Here is a 19,876-nt window from a genome sequence, read left to right as displayed (position 1 = left end):
ACTACATAAATATAATGAGCAAAGATATAGTACAAATTTTTGATACTACACTTAGGGATGGAGAGCAGGTTCCAGGTTGTAAATTGGACAGGGAACAAAAGTTAGTTATAGCTGAACGGTTGGACGAACTTGGTGTAAACATAATTGAGGCGGGATTTCCCATCTCCAGTCCGGGCGATTTCAAATCCGTTGAAAGTATAGCAAAACTGGTAAAAAATGCCACAGTTTGTGGTCTTACCAGGGCTGTAAAAAAAGATATCGAGGTAGCGGCGGAAGCCTTAAAATATGCAAAAAGACCGCGAATCCATACGGGAATAGGAACTTCGGATTCACATATAAAGCATAAATTCAATTCCAACAGGGATGCGATTATTGAACGTGCAGTTGAGGCAGTGAGTTATGCCAAGAAGTTTGTGGAGGATGTTGAATTTTATGCCGAGGATGCCGGTAGAACGGACAACGAATTTTTGGCCAGGGTGTGTGAGGCCGTAGTCAAGGCCGGAGCTACTGTTCTGAACATTCCCGATACTACTGGATATTGCCTTCCCGAGGAATACGGTGCCAAAATGAAGTATTTGAAAGAAAACGTGAAGGGTATCGATAAAGCTATCCTTTCCTGCCATTGCCATAACGATCTTGGTTTGGCCACTGCCAATTCCATTGCCGGGGTAATCAATGGTGCCCGACAAATAGAATGTACCATAAACGGAATTGGGGAGCGTGCCGGAAATACTTCGTTGGAGGAGGTTGTCATGATTATGAGGCAACACCCTAGTCTGAATTTGGATACCACTATCAATAGCCAATTGCTCTTTGATACCAGTAAAATGGTATCGAACAAAATGGGTATGGTCGTCCAGCCCAATAAGGCCATCGTTGGGGCGAACGCTTTTGCCCACAGTTCTGGAATACATCAGGATGGCGTTATAAAGAACAGGGAAACCTATGAAATTATAGATCCCGCGGATGTTGGTGTTACCGAATCCTCCATTGTATTGACCGCCCGAAGCGGAAGGGCCGCATTGGCCTACCGTGCAAAGTTGGTGGGCTATGAGCTTACCAAGACCCAACTGGACAAAGTCTATGAGGAATTTTTGAATTTTGCGGATAGAAAGAAGGAGATCCTTGACGATGACATCCATGAAATTATTGAGTCCAGCAAGGTGAATCTACAAAGTATAGGATAAATATGCGCTTGGATATCGCTGTACTTGGAGGGGATGGCATTGGCCCGGAAGTCGTTGCCCAATCCTTAAAATGCCTACGCTCCGTAGAAGAGACTTTTGGACACACCTTTCGATTCAAGAAGGCCTTGATCGGTGCAGAGGCCATTGATAAAAAAGGGACTCCCCTACCGGACGAAACATTGAAGATTTGTAAAAATTCCGATGCTATATTGTTCGGGGCAATTGGTATGCCCAAGTATGATGGTAATCCAAACACAAAGGTATGGCCGGAGCAAGGACTTTTGAAATTACGGAAGGAACTGGATCTTTTTGCGAATATCCGACCTGTCAAAGTATTTCCCGCCCTTATAAAACAATCCCCGCTCAATAAAAAGTTGATCAAGGATACCGATTTAGTTATTTATCGGGAACTATCCGGGGGTATTTACTACGGAAATAAATCCATAGATTCCGGTACCAATGTCGCCACGGACACGTGTTCCTATTCCGAGGAGGAAATTAGCAGAATAACACATTTGGCCTTTAAAGCGGCAAAGAACAGAAGAAAAAAAGTGACCTTGGTCGATAAGGCCAATGTTCTGGAAACCTCCCGTTTGTGGCGGAGGGTCGTAAACTCAATAGCTCAGAGTTATCCTGAAATTGAGCTGGAAACGCTTTTTATTGACAATGCCGCGGTACAGATGATACTCAACCCATCCCAGTTTGATGTGATCCTGACGGACAATATGTTTGGGGATATTCTGTCCGACCAAGGAAGTGTCCTGGCTGGGTCTATAGGTTTACTCCCGTCAGCTTCGGTGGGTACGGAGCATGCCATGTTCGAGCCTATTCATGGTTCCTATCCCGATGCGAAGGATAAAAACATTGCCAATCCTGTAGCCGCTATTTTAAGTGCCGGCATGCTTTTACAGCATTTTAAACTCAACGAAGAGGCCGATGCCCTTGTTGCGGCCGTATTAAAATCCTTCTCAAAGAAAATTGTTACCCCAGATATTATGGGAAGCAGTAAGTATGGCACCAATTACGTGGGCGATTTTATTGCGGACAATATCATGGAACTGGATGATCATTTCAACATGAACGATGAGAACATTGATTTAGGTAAGTCTACCATAATTTAGTTCAAAACCCCACTTATTCCGATAATAGTTTCTTTATAAAACTATCGAATTCCACCTTGAATTCTTCGTATTTATCCCCTGTTGCGGGTCCGTTGAATCCGGTATGTATTTTTCGTACGTTGCCTTTTTTATCCACAAAAATGGTCGTTGGATAGGAAAGTACATGATTCAGCATGGGTAATTTCTGTTGGGCCTTTTCTTTGTCATAGCTGCCATATTGTGCCAATAGAATTGGGTAGGAGATGCCTATCCTATCCTTGAGCCGCTGTATACTCTGTAAAGCGCGTTCCTTTGTTTTTGCCTGTTCAAAGGCAAGTGCCAATACCGCTAAATCCCCAGTTGTTTGATTTTCCAAATAGTCGACAAGGAATTTGGATTCGTCCAAACAGTTTGGACACCAGGAACCCATAAGTTGAACAATGACAACCTTATCTTTGAAAGTAGGATCGGATAGGGATACCGTTTCCCCTGCCAAGTTTGGAAAGGAGAAGTCGAATTTATCATAGCCTTCTTTTATAAAGGTAAGGGAATCCGGACTAGGGAGTTCATAATTTTCGTTTCTCACGGCCATGAAAGGTTCTTTAAAGTGATTGCCCGAATAGAAAATCCCGTACATAGTACTATCCGTTACTTTTGCTTGAAACAAAAAGGCATGCGCCCCGTCAAATGCCGAAACCTTTAATGAATCCTTGTCCATGACACCTTCTAGAAATCGGTAGTCACCGGTAGTTGTTCTAAAGGTTCCTGAAACAATTCCATTTTTTTGGCTAAAAATACCTTTGCCCATATAGCTGTCATCAGTTCCCGGGCTGAACTCTGTTTCCCATATTCCGGTTGCATCGGTAGTGTTTGAATTTACATTTGAAAATCGTTCTTCAATCCCAAATTCGGCTTCAAATGGAACTGTCCTATCCAAACTTTCAATGACAAATACCCCATCCATGGATTCACTATCGATCTTCGCGGAAATATAACCTTCAAAAACAGGTGCTTTTATCAGAATAGAATCCCCTTCCACCAAAATTTCATCAACCAATATAGTCTCATCCCCATTTAATATTTTCATTTGAATTGTTTCCCCTTCATTAGCGGTCAATTCAAAATTAAAGGGAAGTATCTGTTTGTCCTTCACTTCCAGTCTGGCCTGCCAAATACCTTCTTTTGGCCTACTCTTTTTTTCACTGTTTGCACAACCGCTAAGAAGCATTAATAAAATGGGAATAAAGGCTTTTCTCATAACTTTTGGATTCTATTGCGAATTAACGACTTAAAAACCTCATTTTAAAATTCGGGATAAAACAATCCGCCGTCTGTTGAATCTGTTATACCATTGTTTTATCTTTACGCGCTCTAAAATGGACACATGAAAATATCTTACAACTGGCTTAAGCAGTTTATCAATATAGATTGGAACTCCCAAAAAACAGGAGAACTTTTAACGGATTTAGGACTGGAAGTTGAAGGAATAACTCCCTTTGAATCCGTTAAAGGAGGTTTGGATGGCATTGTAGTAGGACATGTACTTAGCTGTGAGCAACATCCAAACGCCGACAGATTGAAGGTGACCAAGGTCGATATAGGCAACGGAGCACCGGTACAAATTGTCTGTGGCGCACCCAATGTTGCAAAAGGACAAAAAGTGCCCGTTGCCACCATAGGCACTACCCTGTACACTAAGGAAGGAGAGGCATGGAAGATAAAAAAAAGTAAAATACGTGGCGAGGAAAGCCATGGAATGATTTGTGCCGAAGATGAACTGGGACTTGGGGAGAGTCATGACGGTATCATGATCCTGGATGACACTTTGAAACCGGGGACTTTGGCCTCTGAAGTTTTCAAGGTTGAGAAGGATGAAGTTTTTGAAATTGGCCTTACACCTAACCGTGCGGATGCCATGAGTCATTTTGGTGTTGCCAGGGACCTCAAGGCGGGCTTGAAACAAAAGGAAATTAATAAGGAATTGATTACCCCACCCGTGAGCCATTTTAATGTTGCCAACAGATCTCTAAGAATCGATGTTGATGTCAAAAACAATAGCCTTGCACCAAGATATTGCGGCGTAACAATTAGCAATATTCTGGTGCAACCATCACCGGATTGGCTCAAAAACCGTTTAAAGGCCATTGGTCTTACGCCAAAGAACAACGTGGTGGATGCCACCAATTATGTTTTGCACGAATTGGGGCAACCGCTACATGCATTCGATGCGAATAAAATAAAAGGGGGTAAAATTGAGGTGAAGACCTTGCCAAAAGGAACAAAATTCGTTACCCTGGATGGCGTGGAAAGGGAATTGCACGAGGACGACCTAATGATTTGCGATGCCGAAAAGCCCATGTGCATCGCCGGTGTTTTTGGTGGTATCCATTCCGGAGTTACGGAACACACTACGGCCATATTTTTGGAAAGTGCCTATTTCAATCCGGTGTCCATCCGTAAAACGGCAAAAAGGCACGGACTTAACACCGATGCATCCTTTCGGTTTGAGCGGGGAATCGATATTGAAAACGTGGAGTATAGTCTTAAGCGGGCCGCTTTGCTGATCAAGGAAATAGCGGGTGGGGACATTACTTCGGATATCGTTGATCTATACCCAAAAAAACACAAGGATTTTGAGGTCTTTTTGGCCTTTGAAAAAATCAATAAACTAATTGGACAGAATATTCCCCAAGATACCATCAAATCCATTTTGGCTTCGTTGGATATCAAAGTACGGAACGTTACAGAAGCCGGAATGGGGCTAACCGTACCATCCTATCGTGTGGATGTACAGCGCCAAGTGGACGTTATCGAGGAGATTCTAAGGGTATATGGTTATAACAATATTGCTTTTAGCGAAAAATTGAATGCATCCGTTGCTTCCTCAAGTCCGTACGAAGATTACAAAATTCAACAGATAATTGGGGATTTATTGGCTTCCAGAGGCTATTTTGAAACGCTGACCAATAGTTTGACTTCCCCCGATTACGAAAATCTTTTGGAGGAGGATTTAAAGGAACGAAAACATGTGACCATTTTGAATCCTTTGAGTGGCGAATTATCGGTACTAAGGAAGTCCTCCTTGTTCACAGCTTTGGAATCGGCCAGTTTCAATATCAACAGAAAGCGACAGAATTTAAAGCTATTTGAGTTCGGTAAGACCTACTACCATGAAGATACGGACCGCAAAGAGGACAAATATCTTGGTATCCTTTTAAGTGGTGATACTAATGCAAACAGTTGGACGGATCCTTCCAAAAAAACGGATTTCTTTCTTCTCAAGTCCATTGTGGATACTGTTTTGGAACGTTTGGGGATTCAGGATTTAAAGGTGGAACCGGACACTTCCAAATTATTTTCGGAAGGTGTCTCCTATATAAATCATGAAGGTACTACCCTCGTTTCCTTCGGACTCGTTAAAAAAGGGATTTTAAAACATTTCGATATTAAGCAGCAAATTTTTTATGCCGATTTTCAGTGGGACGAAGTTTTAAAAAGTCTCAAAAGAACCGGTATCACCTTCAAGGAAATTTCAAAATATCCAGAGGTAAAAAGGGATTTCGCCCTACTTCTTGATGATGCCGTAACCTTCAAGGATGTTTATGATCTTGGCTTTAGGACGGAGCGTAAACTGTTGACGCAGATAAACTTGTTTGATGTCTATCAAGGAACCAATTTGCCGAAGGGCAAAAAGTCGTATGCCGTAAGCTTTACGTTGAAGGATACCAATGGCACCTTGACAGATGCACAAATAGATAGAATAATGGCCAAGCTGCAAAGTACCTACGAGAAGGAACTTAAAGCCGAACTTCGATAGGGATCAAAAAAGGTTTACAGGAAAAAAAACACTGTCTATTTCGTGTATTACCCCGTTGCGTTGTTCGGAATCCGCTGTGACTATTTTAGCTTGATTGCCTTTTGGATCCGTTAACACAATGTCAATGCCGTTCATGGTAGCCGTAATTTTCTCTCCCAATATGGTTGTGAAAGAGGCCTCGCCATTTCCCCTGCACATCGCCCTTAAAATAGTGGAGGCCGATATTTTTCCCGCAATGATGTGATAGGACATAATGGCTTTTAACTTCTCCTTGTTATCGGGATTTAGAAGTAATTTCTTGGTAACGTCAGATAGTTTATTGAAGGCGGCATTGGAAGGTGCAAAAACGGTGAATTGCGCATCGTACGCCAACAGGCAATCCAACTCCGAAGCCCTTAAGGCAGCCAAAAGCACACTGTGCGTTTCCGTTTTTTCGGTGATAGACAATAATGAGTTTCCTATGGGAAGGAAATTTGCGGAAGTAGTTTCAAATGTATCCGTTTTAGGTTCTTGGGCAGTGCAGAACGCTGTAAAAAGGATACATAAAAAAGACACAGGGGATGTCCAGTTTTTCATTTCAAAAGGGTTCTCGGTTTGGGGCAATGGTACTTGTTCGATGAACGGTCATTGAACATGGACAAGATACAATCTTAACACGTATGTGCCTTCTATCAAAACATGACAATTATCAATTTTAACATTATTTTAACAATTATGTGATTTTCTTGGCTTTACTATAAATTCATTTATTGTCTAACTTTGAAAGAGTTGCTAAAAAAAAGAAATATGCTATTCCAAAGAACGAATCTACTAGAGAAGTTACGCTTAGAAAAAGAGAAGCTTAGAAAATCAGAAGAACTCATTTTGGACGAAGTAAAGGCCATCCTATCCAAAGTGGACGATCACAATTCCCGCATTGCCAAAAACCTGGTCAATTCCCAGTCAGGTTCTTCGGTGAATTCCTTTACTTTCGATTTATTGGATTCCGATAAAATTTTCCATATCGATCAAATAAAAAACCTCTGTATCGATTACCGTCTACGGTTTTTGGACACAAAATATTTTAAAGGGGAAATTCCTGCCGAAGCCTATTCAAAGATAAGATCACTTGAAAAGGAACACAATACGGAGCTCAAGGGTTTCAAGATTATTGCTCCTTCAAAGCTCTTTAAACTTGAGGATAAGGATGACCCACTTTTATTTGCCCCAATGGGCAACGGGTATTATTATCTCATCCATAAATGGGGGAATGACCTAAATCCGTTTCGAAAATTAATGATGTGGCCATTTAAGAATGTGGGCAATCTTATTTTCGTAATCTTGCTTATCAGCTATTTGACGACCCTGTTAATTCCCAATGGCCTGTTTTCAAAATCCAATTCCGTAGCGGAATTCGGGATTCTGTTTTTCTTTATGTTCAAAAGCATCGTGGCAATAGCTATATTCTATGGATTTGCGATGGGCAAAAACTTCAGTCCGGCTATTTGGAACAGTAAGTATTATAACGCCTAGTTTTATTGGCACCGCCAATGGGGTTTAATACCCCGATGCTTGGTTCAAAATAAAGGGTTCGTTTTTAATGAATGCCCCTTGGCTTGCCCAGAGGTTGTTCACTGCACGATGATCGCTCGTGGAACTCCTTCCAGGTCGATAGCATCGATATACCTAAAATCCGGTGTTGGCGTAATACGCAGTATTCCTCCTTCCGTACCATTCGTCTTGGCAAAGCCTATCACTATGTAATCATGTTCCAAATCATAGACAATGGCCGTTGCCGACTTTATATGTAACTGTGTTATTTGTTCATTGGAGAGGAAGTTTTCAAAAAGGTATAAAGTGGCCTTATTGGCCTGAAAATCATATACTGCCGGATTTTTTCCCCCTCCATCGTCCATATTCATCGTGTAATAAAGCTTGCCAAAGGTGTCAAATGTTGCATATACGGATTGATATAGGTTCGGACGGATATTTTCCCCGTATTGGGTATAGGCTTCTTCAAAAGTATTGCGATTCACTGTGGTATGTAGCTCTGGATAACTGATTACGATATCACCAGCGGGGTCCTTAAAAATTTTCTTTGCATTGAAGCCTACCAGTTTTTCGTAAACAACGGATTGTTGTCCGATTTCGATGACACTAATGCCATTTTCATCCGTGATTGTTGCATCAAGGGTCAGCACGAACAATTTACCTTGGGAGGGAATTGATTGAAGCGGCTTTAAATTCAACGGTATGTCTACCTGATTCTCGGTATTGTTTTGATCTATTATTCGAACAAAATGAAAATCTTCCTTACCAATTTCGCTCTTGGTAAAAGTGAGGAAGACATTCGCACTATCATGTGAAACCGAAGTAACCTCTAAGTTACAGGCATCCAGGTTTAAAAAGGTATCTATCAGCTTGTAATTTCCTGTGTTAAAATCAAAAATTAGGACCTTTCCAGTACACGTTTCGGTAACTTCATAGAAACTAAATGAGTTATTATTGGCAAAGGTAATTTCCGAATCGGAAAAAAGGGGAAATTCCAATTCACTGGCTTTCAATGTTAGGTCATCTCCAGTTGCTTTAAGACTTTCCGTTGTCAAGCTACCGGATGCCTCCAATAAAATGGTGTAATCTGCTTGCGTGTTGGTAGGGGTTTCCGTTTGCAAGGGTTCTGTGGCTGACTTACTACATGCAGCCAAAAAAACCGTCAGCATAACGCCGACCGTGTAGGTGTAGGTCTTCATGAGGTTAAGATTTGGGTTATATTTCCTTATGCCGGAACAGCATACATCTTGCCCCTCTGTTCCTTCAATGCCTTATCGGACATATATTCATCAAACGTAGAATATCGGTCAATGTTGCCTTTTGGTGTCAATTCTATTATCCTATTGGCCACAGTCTGTGCAAACTCATGGTCGTGGGTGGTAAATAGTACCGTTCCCTTAAAATTTTTCAAGGAATTGTTGAATGCGGTAATACTCTCCAAATCCAAATGATTGGTTGGTTCATCCAACATGAGTACGTTGGCCCTGAGCATCATCATTCGGCTTAGCATACATCGCACCTTTTCACCCCCAGAAAGCACCGTACACTTTTTTAGGGCCTCTTCCCCACTGAACAACATTTTACCCAAAAAACCTCGAATATATACTTCCTCACGTTCCTCTTCGGTCTTTGCCCACTGTCTTAACCAATCCACCAAATTGATGTCTTGGGTAAAAAAATGAGAGTTGTCTGCCGGCAGGTACGATTGTGTGGTGGTTACGCCCCAACTGAACTTTCCGTCATCGGCCTTTTTATTACCATTGATTATTTCATAGAAGGCGGTGGTTGCCCTAGAATCCCTTGAAATAACCGCTATTTTATCCCCTTTTGCCAGATTGATATTCACATTGTCAAAAAGCAGTTCGCCTTCCTCGGTCGTAGCTTTTAATCCTTCGATGTTCAAAATTTGATCACCGGCTTCCCGTTCCCTTTCAAAAATAATGGCCGGGTATCTCCTACTGGATGGCTTAATGTCATCCACCTTAAGCTTGGAGAGCATCTTCTTTCTTGACGTTGCCTGTTTACTCTTTGCGACGTTGGCACTAAAACGCATAATGAATTCTTGAAGTTCCTTGGCTTTTTCTTCAGCCTTTTTATTTTGTTGCGCCCTTTGTCTGGCCGCTAACTGACTACTCTCGTACCAGAATGTGTAGTTGCCGGAATAAAGGTTCAACTTGCCAAAATCGATATCGCCAATATGGGTACACACCGTATCCAGAAAGTGACGGTCATGGGAAACCACAATTACGGTATTCTGGTAATCGGCCAAAAAGTTTTCCAACCAATTGATGGTTTCATAATCCAGGTCGTTCGTGGGCTCGTCCATGATGAGTACGTCCGGGGAACCAAAAAGTGCTTGGGCCAATAACACCCTTACTTTTAATTTGGAATCCATGTCAGACATCAATGTATAATGCAATTCTTCGCCAATCCCCAAATTTGACAGCAAAGCGGCCGCATCACTATCCGCGTTCCAGCCGTTCATTTCTTCGAACTGTACCTGCAACTCCCCTATTCTATCGGCATTGGCATCATTATAATCGGCATATAGGGCATCGATTTCCTTTTTTATTTCATACAACGGCTTGTTTCCTTTGACCACCGTTTCCAGAACAGTAAACGCATCCGATGCATTATGGTCCTGTTCCAAAATGGACATTCTTTTCCCCGGTTCCAGATGCACATGGCCTGAAGTTGGGTCTATTTGACCAGAAAGTACCTTTAAGAACGTGGACTTTCCTGCCCCGTTGGCACCAATTATACCATAACAGTTGCCTTCCGTAAAGGACACGTTTACTTCATCGAACAATACTCTTTTTCCAAACTGAACGGATAAATTGGATACGGATAACATATAACACGTTTTAAAAATCCGTGCAAAAATACTGAATTTTAAAGGCGAAAACCAACTATCGTTCCACATCATCCTATAGAACCTTCCTTACAACCTAATCCATTAATTTTTAACTAGGTATTAACAGACACAGAGAATACGTATCCTTATTTTTGACCATAAATGTTGCCCGTTTTGTGTATGGATAAAGTTTTACCTATTGCACTTGTTCTAGGTTTGATTGGTTGTAATTCCCCCGTTTCCGATAGCAAAGGTGTCTTTTTTGCAGGGGAAATTGTGAATCCCACCAGCGAATATGTAGTCCTTTATAAAGGCAGTGAAGCAGTGGATTCCGCAAAATTGGACGATACCAACCGGTTCTCTTTTCAACTGGATGCCGTGGATGATGGGCTCTACCATTTTAACCATAGTCCAGAGCAACAATATGTATATTTAGAAAAAGGTGATAGCGTGTGGATACGCTTAAATACTTTGTATTTTGACGAGTCCCTTGTATTTTCTGGTACTAACGAGGAATTGAACAACTTTTTGTTGGAAATCTTTTTAGAAGATGAAGAGGTAGAACAACTGATGTATTCCGATTTGTTCGAATTGGAGATAGATGAATTTTCAGAGAAGGTGGAAAGTCTTCGAAAGGAAAAAATTCAGGATCTGGAAGATTTGAATTCCGAAGCGGAATTATCCGATATAGCCTATGAAATCGCCAAGGCCAGTATCAATTATACCTTTTATAGATTCAAGGAGGTCTATCCTTTTAAACACAAAGGAAAACTGAAAGAAGAGCAACTTCATAAGTTGCCACCTACTTTTTATGCGTATCGCTCTGGAATCGATTACAACAATAGAAATTTAATTTACTTACGCCCTTATTATGATTTTATGAAATCCCACTTGGGCAATCTTTCCTATATGACCTGTTCCAAGTCTTGCGGTAAATCCAATGGTACCGCACATAATCAATTACATTTTAATCAGCACAAACTTGCTATGATCGATAGTTTGGTGGGCGAAAAGGAATTAAGGGATAACCTTTTTAGGAATGTTGCCTTTGATTATTTGTTACGAGAGCATGACGCCGACAGTAATAGGATTTTTATAGATGAATTCCAACGTTTTTCCGGGAACAACATGCATATTGAGGAGATACAGCGCTTATATAAGGGTATTAGCAATATACAGCCCAACAGTCCAGTACCTGATATAAAGTTGGTTTCCATTCATGATTCATTGGTTTCGTTGCCTGCACTGAGCAAGAATAAAAAAGTGGTTTTCTACTTTTGGTCAGGGACCAACAAAAATCATTACGAGAACATTTTCAATCGCGTGAACGAACTAAAGCTTGAAAAACCTGAATACGAATACATAGGTATTAATTTCAGAACCGATGCCAGCAACTGGAAAGCTATTGTCAACAAATTTGAGTTTGATGCCCATAGCCAATTTATGGCGGAAGATTTTCATCAACTTACCGAAAGCCTCATCCTCTACCCGATGAACAAATGTGTCATTACCAATGACGCTTTGATCGTAGATGCTTTCTCCAATATCTATTGGAACAATTTTTAAGGATTACCGTATTTATACCCTACTTTTTACTGTGGTTCATCAATAACGTTTCAAACCATGTGTCTGGCAATACCTTTTTTAGTCGGATTGAAAACTTTTGAATAAATGCCCCCACGGTATAGTGTACCTTTGGATTTTTGGCATTTATGATTTGAAGCACTTTGTGCGCAACTACTTTAGGATTACCGCCTTTATCAACATCTTTATCAATGGATTTGAGAATATTTCCATACGATTCCTTATAAGGTGAGTTTTCTTGAATTGGAGCGTGAAAACGACCTGCAGCAATATTGGTGGCGAAATCACCTGGGGCCAAACAGGTGCACTCTACGCCAAACCGTTTGGTTTCCATTCGCAAGCTTTCAGTGATTAATTCCAGCGCTCCTTTCGTTGCCGAGTAAATTCCACGATAAGGCAAGCCCATATATCCGGCTATTGAGGTTATGTTTATGATCAATCCGTTGTTTTGTTGGCGCATTTGCGGCAGAATAGCCTTAATGACGTTTAAAGGTCCTATAAAATTGGTGTCAAACGCATTTAGTATTTCAGCGTTAGGCGTTTCCTCCAAAGGTCCTGTTATTCCTACACCGGCATTATTGATCAAGACATCCACTCTTCCCTCTTTCTGCACCAATAATTCAATGGCCTTGGTAACGGATTCCGGTACCCTAACATCCATCTCCAACAATTCGAAATCTTTGAAACTTGCATATTTTTCCAAGTTTCTTGTAGTTCCGTAAACTATAAAACCATGTTGATTCAAATAGTTTCCTATGGCTTTGCCAATGCCTGAAGAGCCACCAGTGATAAGTACGATCTTTGAATTCATGTTCCAAAAGTAAGCGATGGGAATCGTTTTTTAAAAATCTAATGACGTATATATTTGGAGTTGCATTCGAATTCTCCCGATGAGATAAATGGTGTTTGAATTCTCCGAAACTTGGTTTGAAGTCAAAACCGACTTCTTTCAAATACATCATGAAAATGGCCATAGTGCTGTAACTATAAGGCACAAAAAAAGGCAAGCTACCTACATCGCACCGCTACGACCGTATACCCTTGCTGCGTTCCCACCCTGGGGGATTCTACAGGAGCTGGTCGTGTAGGACTTGCCAGGTGCAAATATACAACCTTTTAAATCTTTGGCAATCCTTTTTAGATTCTAATTTTAATGGATTAACTTGCTGGCGACTTAGGAGAGCCTTAAATTTTTAGCATGTTATTTATAGAAAATTATTCTCAAATAGTTTATTCCATTAAATTGCCCATGAAGATTATTGGAATCCCATTAACCTTATTGATTGTTCTGTTATTTTTTGCCTGTGGTAGCGGAAATCAAAAGCCTTCTTCCCTGTTTACTATTGAACTGGAGGGCAATGCAAAGGAAGTAAGACAAAACGATGCGTTGGGTGTTTCGCTTAAAAACATCAAAAACAAGGAAATTGAAAGTGTGATTTATAGTATTGATAGTAATGAACTTCCGCTAGTGAACGACCAATTGGAATTTTCCATTCCAAAATTGGGCAATAAAATATTGAAGGCCAGTGTAACTTATGAGGGAAATACCGTAGAGGTAACTAAAAATCTAAAGGTCTTGGCTTCCAAGGCCCCGGACATTTATACGTATACCATTCTGAACGAATTTCCCCATGACCCCAACGCCTATACGCAAGGATTGGAGTTTTATAAGGATACCTTATATGAGGGTACCGGAAAAAATGGTCGCTCTTTTTTGAGAAAGTTCGATTATAAAACGGGAAAGGTGTATCAACAAATCGATTTGGACGAAACCTATTTTGGGGAAGGTATCACAATTTTGGGAAACAAAATTTATCAACTCACATGGCGCAGTGGAATGGGCTTCATATATGACTTAAAGGATATGAAAAAATTGGACAATTTTCAATACGGGAAAAGTCGGGAAGGATGGGGACTTGCCAATGACGGAGAAAAGCTATATAAGAGCGATGGAACGGATAAAATTTGGATTTTAAACCCTGAAACCCTAGTAGAAGAGGACCATATTGAGATTGCTACGAATAAATCCCTTTTTGCGGACACCAATGAATTGGAATACGTAGACGGCAAAATATATGCGAATGTGTACCAGAAACCGGGTGTCATGATAATCGACGCCAAAAGTGGTGCCATTGAAGGGGTCATAAACTTTGGAGGGCTTAGCGATAAGGTTACCAAAACAGAAAATTGGGTAGATACGGAGAACGTCCTAAATGGTATTGCCTATCATCCTGAAAGAAAGACTTTTTTTGTGACCGGAAAAGACTGGGACAAACTTTTTGAAGTCCAAATACAAAAGAAGTAATATGCCTTTTACAAAACGGCTAAAAGTTTCTGTTGAGGATTTGGACGACCTAAATCACGTAAACAATGTTAGGTACGTGCAATGGATACAGGATATTTCAAAGGAACATTGGAAGGAAAAGGCACCGTTGCAAATACAGAACAGCGTAATTTGGGTAGTACTAAAACACACCATTGAATACAAATCGCCCGCAGTTCTCAACGACCCCATACTAATTTCCACTTATATTGAAAAAAGCAAGGGTGCTATTTCCGTACGTATAGTTGAAATGTTCCATGAAATAACAAATACGCTTCTGGTGCGTTCATGTACTGAATGGTGTCTATTGAACAAGGACACGAACAAGCCTATGCGAATTTCGGAGGATATCAAAAAAATATTTTCTTAGATCTTATATTGTTATAATTAATTGGGCACATATATGCTTTTCCTGTGTACTTTGGATTGCAGAATTTTTTGACCGTTAATTTTCAATTACTTGAAGTCATAATTTGAATAAAATTGAAATTTCCAATTGTAATCATACTGGTCCTTTTTGTACTCTGGGGAAGCGCTTGCAGAAAGGATTTCGAATATGCGCCAAGTGACGGACATCTTTCCTTTTCCAGGGATACGGTTTATCTGGACACTGTATTTAGCAATATTGGGAGTAGTACTTATACCTTAAAAGTATACAACACCACCAAGGACGATGTGCTCATTCCATCCATCGGGTTAAGAAACGGACCCTATAGTTATTATAAACTGAATGTGGACGGCAAAGCTGGGAATAGTTTTACAGATATTCCCCTGTATGCAGAAGACAGCCTCTTTATCTTTATCGAAACCAATGTGACCGCGCTTCCAGATGAAACTCTACAATTATTATATACCGATGCCATTCAATTCGATACCGATATCCATCAACAGGAAGTAACGCTTGTTACCTTGGTCAAGGATGCCATTTTTCTTTATCCAAAGAAGGATGCAAATGGCGAAAATGAGACCATTGAATTATTTACACAAGAGGATATCTCAAAGGTTTTTGTGGAAGGGTTCGATTTAAAGGACGACCAGTTACATTTTACGAACCAAAAACCGTATGTCATTTATGGATACGCCTCCGTTCCGGAAAACAAAGAGCTGGTTATGGATGCAGGTGCCAGGATCCATTTTCATAGGAATTCTGGAATACTTGTAAAACCAACGGCTTCCTTAAAGGTAAACGGAACGTTTAGTAACGACCGTGATCAAATGGAAGGTGAGGTGATTTTTGAGGGAGATAGATTGGAGCCTTCTTTTTCCAATACTCCGGGTCAGTGGGGAACCATTTTCATTTCCAGTGGAAGTACCCAAAATAGCATTGACCATCTTACCATCAAAAATGCTGAAATTGGAATATACGTAGATGGGAATATAGAAAACGATACTATTTCCTTGGAGATTAACAATAGTCAGATCTATAATAGCGCTATTCATAATCTTTGGGCTCGGTCGTCCACAATTACTGCAAAAAATCTTCTTTTGGGTAGTTCGGGTAGTTCATCCTTACATTGTGAATTAGGTGGCAGATACGAATTTACACATGCCACCATTGCCAATTACTGGAACGGTTTTAGGACGGGAAGAGCTTTGATCTTAAGTAATTATGGAAGCATGGATACAGCTGCTGGAGCCGATTTGATTCAGGCCGATTTCCGTAATTGCATTATAGACGGTAACTCCATGTCGGAACTCATGCTTGCCTCCAATAAGGAGAACATATTCAATTACCGATTTCAAAATTGTTTCCTGAAATTCAGGGAATCGGGTGCGGATTCACAGGACGAAACTTTATATAATTTTGAGGGACCTGCTTTTGAAAATATCATTTTAAATGGTAACCCGGATTATTTCAATCCCAGTGACAATGATTTTAGAATCGGTCTTGATTCCGATGTTATAAATAAAGGAAGTATCCCTATTGCCCAGGAAGTACCTTTTGATTTACTGAATAACACAAGAACTTCCGCACCGGATTTGGGTGTTTATCAAGCTATTGCAAAAATTGAGTAGTCTATATCTTATATTTATTGAGGAAAATACTTTCATAATCAATTGATTAGGCGAAAATATTACAATATCCTCCATTTTTATAAGGTTTTCCTAGTTCAAAGACTTTTGGTCTATTAGTAAATTGCACCAGAACTCTAGTGGATTTGGAATATTCGTATGTCATAATAGATTCTGATGCCGTCTCCAATTTGCAACTCGGTACATTTTTGGAGGATTATAGCGACTTTGTTTGCTCTGGTATGGCCAAAGGGCCTGATGATGGACTTAACAAAATCTTAAAATTCGCACCGGATTTGGTTTTTATCAACCTCGACCAAAAGGCACCCGCTCTTTTCCAAATGGTGATGGAAATGCATCAATACCTTTTGGAAATTCCTATGGTCATTGGTATATCAAAGTCAAAGAAACATGCCTATGACGCCATAAAGAACGGATTTTTTGATTATTGGCTGTTGCCTTTCAATGAGTTCGATATTAGAAAATCCTTGTTAAAGCTGAGGAAGAGAATGCCTAAGAATCAGGAACCTCAGACCATCTGCTTAAAATCCTACAATGATTTCCAATATCTGAACACTAAGGATATACTCTATCTACAGGCCGACAATAACACCACTGAATTCTTTATGAGGGACGGTACGGTTGTAAACGCTTTCAAGACCCTGAAAACGTTTGAAAACCAACTGCCTCAAAATTTTATCCGTATTCATCAAAGCTACATAGTTAATACAGATTTTGTGTCAAGAATCAATTTTGGTAAAAATATCTGTGCGCTAAAGGAAGGCGAAAAAAATCTGCCCTTTTCAAAATCCTACAAGGACAGGATGGACCAACTAAAGAATATCTTATCCAAAAATAGCATCTCCTCGCTAAATTGACCGGATTCTCTCAAAACCGGTTCAAATACTCGTAGAATTCGACACTCTACTAACTCTTGGGAAATCAAGGTTTTATTCTCTTGTACACCTATTACTTTAGTAACGTAATAAAAAAAGCAACACTAAAATTTAAAACCTTACAAAAATGAAAAAAATAGTTAGTATCGCAGCTGTCGCCTTAATGGCATTAGGATTAACCACCTATGTAGTTGAAAACACCGCAAACGAGTTTGACTTTATGAAAGATTTGAGCACTAAGTTGGCCTGTGATAATTGTTCATCACAAGACGATAGAAGAGATCCTCCTTATGGTAAAGCTTAATGTCAATTTATAAATAAATATTTTGAGGCGCCCTGCAATAAATGTTAGGGCGTTTTGTTATCTTGTAGGTATTCAGTTACAAAGTGAAAACTAGAAGATTTGAGAATTTGTTTTTGGTTTATATTGATTTGTGGCACTTGTTTGTCCCCTATTTGTTCTCAGTCAGGTTCAAATAATGATTCCAGGCTTAAAAAAGAAATAGAAGATTTAATTAAATTCAGTAGTGCCGATTCGCTTTCAATTCAAGATAAGAAAGCATATCTTCAAAATGCATTCGATTATATTAGGCAATTGGACGATGATAGCCTGAGGTTAAAACTACTATCCAATCTTTCCTATTACATTCTTCCTGAGGAAAGGGATTTCTTTAGACAGGTAAATTCAGCTACCCTGCAACTCTCATTTAAAATTAAAGACTCAACTTCCTTGGCAAATGCCTATTGGGATCTAGGATATTTCTATGCTAAAAATTCAGAAAAGGACAGTTCATATTATAGTTATTACAATGCACAGAAAATCTTTGAGGAACAGGGAAATATGTACCATTCTGCGAGAATGCTCTATAATATGGGCAAACAGCAACAGGAGATACGTGATTATATAGGAAGTGAAGCAAATTTGGTCGCTGCCATTGCTAGGTTAAAGCCTCTAAATAAATATAGGGAGTTGTATAATTGCTACAATACTTTGGCAATTATTTCACAGGCCCTTGAGGAATATGATGAAGCCATTAATTATTACAATGAAGCACGGTTTTATCTAAAAAAAATGGAAAATACGGATATTGAAATATGGGAGAATAATCATAATAGGGGTGTTGTTTCTTTGGATAAAGGAAATTATAAAAATTCTAAAAACATTTTTGATGGCCTTTTGACTACAGAAAATCTTTTAATTCAAAGCCCAAATCTATATGCCAAAACTTTGAACAATTTGGCCCTGACTAAAATTAAGTTGGGCGATACTCTGGGTTCGGCAGAGTTGATTAAAACCTCCATCAAAAAACTTGATAGCCTGGGGGATTCCCGTAGCCTAGCATCCGCCTATTCCACGTTATCACAATATAGCCTGTATGCCAAGGATACCCTGAAGGCTATTGTCAATGCAAAAACTGCCTTGGAAAAAGCTTTGGAGAGTTCCAGTAACGAAAGGGCTCTGGATACTTACGCATTACTTACCCGTATTGATCATGACAATGCCTCAGATTACGCCCAAAAATATATTACGCTAAGCGATAGTCTGCAACGTGAAGAACGACAGGCACGCAATAAGTTTGCACGCATCCGTTTTGAAACGGATGAATTCATTGCGCAAAACGAGCAATTGGAAGAGGAAACCGCCCTATTGGCCAGGCAGAAGCAAATTTGGACGGGTGTGGCATTGGGTTTCTTTCTTTTGGGAATATCTGTTTATATAATTATCAATCAAAGGGCCAAAAACCAAAAACTATTATTTGCCCAGCAGCAACAGGCAAACAATCAAGAGATTTTCAATTTGATGCTTACCCAAAAACAAAAAGTGGACGAGGTCAAGAGACTGGAACAAAAACGAATTTCAGAGGAACTTCATGATGGTGTACTTGGGAAAATGTTAGGTGCGAGAATGGTGTTGACCGGTCTAAACAAAAGAACGGGACCAGAAGCTATAGAGGCGAGATTGGAGGCCATTAACGCGCTAAAGAATGTGGAGCAGGAAGTAAGGTCTATTTCTCATGAGCTGAGTCATAGTGCCTACCAGAAAATCAATAATTTTATAAACTCAGTTGAAGATTTATTAGGTACGGTCAAAGAAAGTTCCCAAATAATCACTATTTTCAACTACGACGAAGACGAGGATTACGATGCGCTTAAGGGTGAAATCAAGATAAACTTATATCGAATGATTCAGGAAGGCTTGCAAAATGCCATTAAGCATTCTGATGGCAAAACTTTCTTCGTAAAATTTGAAAGAAACGGTAATATTCTAAATGTAGAGATGGGCGACGACGGAAAAGGGTTTGATTTGGAAAAGGAAAAGAGGGGTATTGGAATGCGTAATATCAGTTCTAGGGTAGAAAAACTGAATGGAACGTGGAAGGTATTATCAGAACCCATGAAAGGAACTACTATTACCTTGGAAATACCCTTACAACATGTGGATTCCAATTCTCAAGCCGCATTACAGAAAGTTTGAGTTAATTTCGCTTAAAGAATAAAACAATAAAGCATCAATAAAACTTGTTATAGAATTTATCTGGATGTTAATTGAAAGTAGGACCATTTAATTAAA

At 39.9% G+C, this 19,876-nt stretch carries 16 protein-coding genes and 1 other RNA gene; 11 read left to right on the top strand and 6 right to left on the bottom strand.

The features are described 5' to 3' along the window. Positions 1–14 precede the first annotated feature (14 nt). Positions 15–1,187 (top strand): 2-isopropylmalate synthase, encoded by a 1,173-nt coding sequence (locus ACZ41C_RS16895; RefSeq protein WP_138258192.1) that lies wholly within the window; start codon positions 15–17, stop codon positions 1,185–1,187. 2 nt (positions 1,188–1,189) lie between these two features. Next, positions 1,190–2,308: a 3-isopropylmalate dehydrogenase gene (gene leuB, locus ACZ41C_RS16890; protein WP_464563120.1), complete on the top strand. Its 1,119-nt coding sequence runs from the start codon at positions 1,190–1,192 to the stop codon at positions 2,306–2,308. A gap of 13 nt (positions 2,309–2,321) precedes the next feature. Here the strand turns inward: leuB and ACZ41C_RS16885 are convergent, their stop codons facing one another. Then, positions 2,322–3,545, bottom strand: a complete 1,224-nt coding sequence (locus ACZ41C_RS16885) for a TlpA disulfide reductase family protein (protein ID WP_464563118.1) — start codon at positions 3,543–3,545, stop codon at positions 2,322–2,324. Positions 3,546–3,671: 126 nt separating this feature from the next. Between ACZ41C_RS16885 and pheT the strand changes: the two genes are divergently transcribed. Next, positions 3,672–6,104, top strand: coding sequence for a phenylalanine--tRNA ligase subunit beta (pheT, locus tag ACZ41C_RS16880; protein ID WP_464563116.1), 2,433 nt, complete (start codon positions 3,672–3,674; stop codon positions 6,102–6,104). A gap of 3 nt (positions 6,105–6,107) precedes the next feature. On the opposite strand, the gene ACZ41C_RS16875 is transcribed toward pheT, so the two are convergent. Continuing rightward, on the bottom strand, positions 6,108–6,680 hold the full coding sequence (locus ACZ41C_RS16875; RefSeq protein ID WP_464563114.1) for a fasciclin domain-containing protein: 573 nt from the start codon (positions 6,678–6,680) through the stop codon (positions 6,108–6,110). Between the two features lie 210 nt (positions 6,681–6,890). On the opposite strand from ACZ41C_RS16875, the gene ACZ41C_RS16870 reads away from it, so the two are divergent. After that, complete coding sequence (locus ACZ41C_RS16870; protein ID WP_464563112.1) at positions 6,891–7,616, top strand: hypothetical protein; 726 nt, start codon at positions 6,891–6,893, stop codon at positions 7,614–7,616. 98 nt (positions 7,617–7,714) lie between these two features. Here the strand turns inward: ACZ41C_RS16870 and ACZ41C_RS16865 are convergent, their stop codons facing one another. Beyond that, complete coding sequence (locus tag ACZ41C_RS16865) at positions 7,715–8,833, bottom strand: hypothetical protein (RefSeq protein ID WP_464563110.1); 1,119 nt, start codon at positions 8,831–8,833, stop codon at positions 7,715–7,717. A gap of 26 nt (positions 8,834–8,859) precedes the next feature. Further along, positions 8,860–10,488 carry an ABC-F family ATP-binding cassette domain-containing protein gene (locus ACZ41C_RS16860; RefSeq protein WP_464563108.1) on the bottom strand — a complete coding sequence of 543 codons (1,629 nt, stop codon included), beginning with the start codon at positions 10,486–10,488 and terminating at the stop codon, positions 8,860–8,862. A gap of 180 nt (positions 10,489–10,668) precedes the next feature. Here ACZ41C_RS16860 and ACZ41C_RS16855 point away from each other — a divergent pair, with 180 nt between their 5' ends. After that, entirely contained in the window at positions 10,669–12,054 is a 1,386-nt protein-coding gene (locus ACZ41C_RS16855; RefSeq protein ID WP_464563106.1) for a transaldolase, read from the top strand. 19 nt (positions 12,055–12,073) lie between these two features. Here the strand turns inward: ACZ41C_RS16855 and ACZ41C_RS16850 are convergent, their stop codons facing one another. Both ACZ41C_RS16850 and ffs read right to left on the bottom strand, forming a co-directional pair. Then, positions 12,074–12,883, bottom strand: coding sequence for an SDR family oxidoreductase (locus tag ACZ41C_RS16850; protein WP_464563104.1), 810 nt, complete (start codon positions 12,881–12,883; stop codon positions 12,074–12,076). 187 nt (positions 12,884–13,070) lie between these two features. Then, positions 13,071–13,169: signal recognition particle sRNA small type (gene ffs / locus ACZ41C_RS16845), an RNA gene on the bottom strand. Positions 13,170–13,270: 101 nt separating this feature from the next. Between ffs and ACZ41C_RS16840 the strand changes: the two genes are divergently transcribed. The 6 genes from ACZ41C_RS16840 to ACZ41C_RS16815 all read left to right on the top strand — a co-directional run bounded on the left by ACZ41C_RS16840 (position 13,271) and on the right by ACZ41C_RS16815 (position 19,780). After that, positions 13,271–14,377, top strand: coding sequence for a glutaminyl-peptide cyclotransferase (locus ACZ41C_RS16840; RefSeq protein WP_464563102.1), 1,107 nt, complete (start codon positions 13,271–13,273; stop codon positions 14,375–14,377). Between the two features lies 1 nt (position 14,378). Further along, positions 14,379–14,765: an acyl-CoA thioesterase gene (locus ACZ41C_RS16835; RefSeq protein ID WP_464563100.1), complete on the top strand. Its 387-nt coding sequence runs from the start codon at positions 14,379–14,381 to the stop codon at positions 14,763–14,765. Positions 14,766–14,878: 113 nt separating this feature from the next. After that, on the top strand, positions 14,879–16,411 hold the full coding sequence (locus tag ACZ41C_RS16830) for a hypothetical protein (protein WP_464563098.1): 1,533 nt from the start codon (positions 14,879–14,881) through the stop codon (positions 16,409–16,411). A 143-nt stretch (positions 16,412–16,554) separates the two neighbouring features. Next, the gene (locus ACZ41C_RS16825; protein ID WP_464563096.1) at positions 16,555–17,286 is read left to right on the top strand and encodes a LytR/AlgR family response regulator transcription factor; all 732 of its coding nucleotides are present in this window, start codon (positions 16,555–16,557) and stop codon (positions 17,284–17,286) included. Between the two features lie 145 nt (positions 17,287–17,431). Then, positions 17,432–17,608 (top strand): hypothetical protein, encoded by a 177-nt coding sequence (locus tag ACZ41C_RS16820; RefSeq protein ID WP_464563094.1) that lies wholly within the window; start codon positions 17,432–17,434, stop codon positions 17,606–17,608. Between the two features lie 99 nt (positions 17,609–17,707). After that, positions 17,708–19,780 (top strand): tetratricopeptide repeat-containing sensor histidine kinase, encoded by a 2,073-nt coding sequence (locus ACZ41C_RS16815; protein WP_464563092.1) that lies wholly within the window; start codon positions 17,708–17,710, stop codon positions 19,778–19,780. Positions 19,781–19,876: the final 96 nt, after the last annotated feature.

The organism is Maribacter sp. C-4077 (assembly GCF_055378385.1).
Note: the sequence above shows the minus strand (reverse complement) of the source record. Positions and strands in the feature narration are given on the sequence as shown.

What these genes read in the sequence shown, in the direction of transcription:
- ACZ41C_RS16865 (WP_464563110.1), bottom strand. Translation starts at nt 8,833, where the DNA reads ATGAAGACCTACACCTACACGGTCGGCGTTATGCTGACGGTTTTTTTG.
- ACZ41C_RS16875 (WP_464563114.1), bottom strand. Translation starts at nt 6,680, where the DNA reads ATGAAAAACTGGACATCCCCTGTGTCTTTTTTATGTATCCTTTTTACA.
- ACZ41C_RS16860 (WP_464563108.1), bottom strand. Translation starts at nt 10,488, where the DNA reads ATGTTATCCGTATCCAATTTATCCGTTCAGTTTGGAAAAAGAGTATTG.
- ACZ41C_RS16855 (WP_464563106.1), top strand. Translation starts at nt 10,669, where the DNA reads ATGGATAAAGTTTTACCTATTGCACTTGTTCTAGGTTTGATTGGTTGT.
- ACZ41C_RS16835 (WP_464563100.1), top strand. Translation starts at nt 14,379, where the DNA reads ATGCCTTTTACAAAACGGCTAAAAGTTTCTGTTGAGGATTTGGACGAC.
- ACZ41C_RS16885 (WP_464563118.1), bottom strand. Translation starts at nt 3,545, where the DNA reads ATGAGAAAAGCCTTTATTCCCATTTTATTAATGCTTCTTAGCGGTTGT.
- ACZ41C_RS16895 (WP_138258192.1), top strand. Translation starts at nt 15, where the DNA reads ATGAGCAAAGATATAGTACAAATTTTTGATACTACACTTAGGGATGGA.
- ACZ41C_RS16870 (WP_464563112.1), top strand. Translation starts at nt 6,891, where the DNA reads ATGCTATTCCAAAGAACGAATCTACTAGAGAAGTTACGCTTAGAAAAA.
- pheT (WP_464563116.1), top strand. Translation starts at nt 3,672, where the DNA reads ATGAAAATATCTTACAACTGGCTTAAGCAGTTTATCAATATAGATTGG.
- ACZ41C_RS16840 (WP_464563102.1), top strand. Translation starts at nt 13,271, where the DNA reads ATGTTATTTATAGAAAATTATTCTCAAATAGTTTATTCCATTAAATTG.
- leuB (WP_464563120.1), top strand. Translation starts at nt 1,190, where the DNA reads ATGCGCTTGGATATCGCTGTACTTGGAGGGGATGGCATTGGCCCGGAA.
- ACZ41C_RS16850 (WP_464563104.1), bottom strand. Translation starts at nt 12,883, where the DNA reads ATGAATTCAAAGATCGTACTTATCACTGGTGGCTCTTCAGGCATTGGC.
- ACZ41C_RS16820 (WP_464563094.1), top strand. Translation starts at nt 17,432, where the DNA reads ATGAAAAAAATAGTTAGTATCGCAGCTGTCGCCTTAATGGCATTAGGA.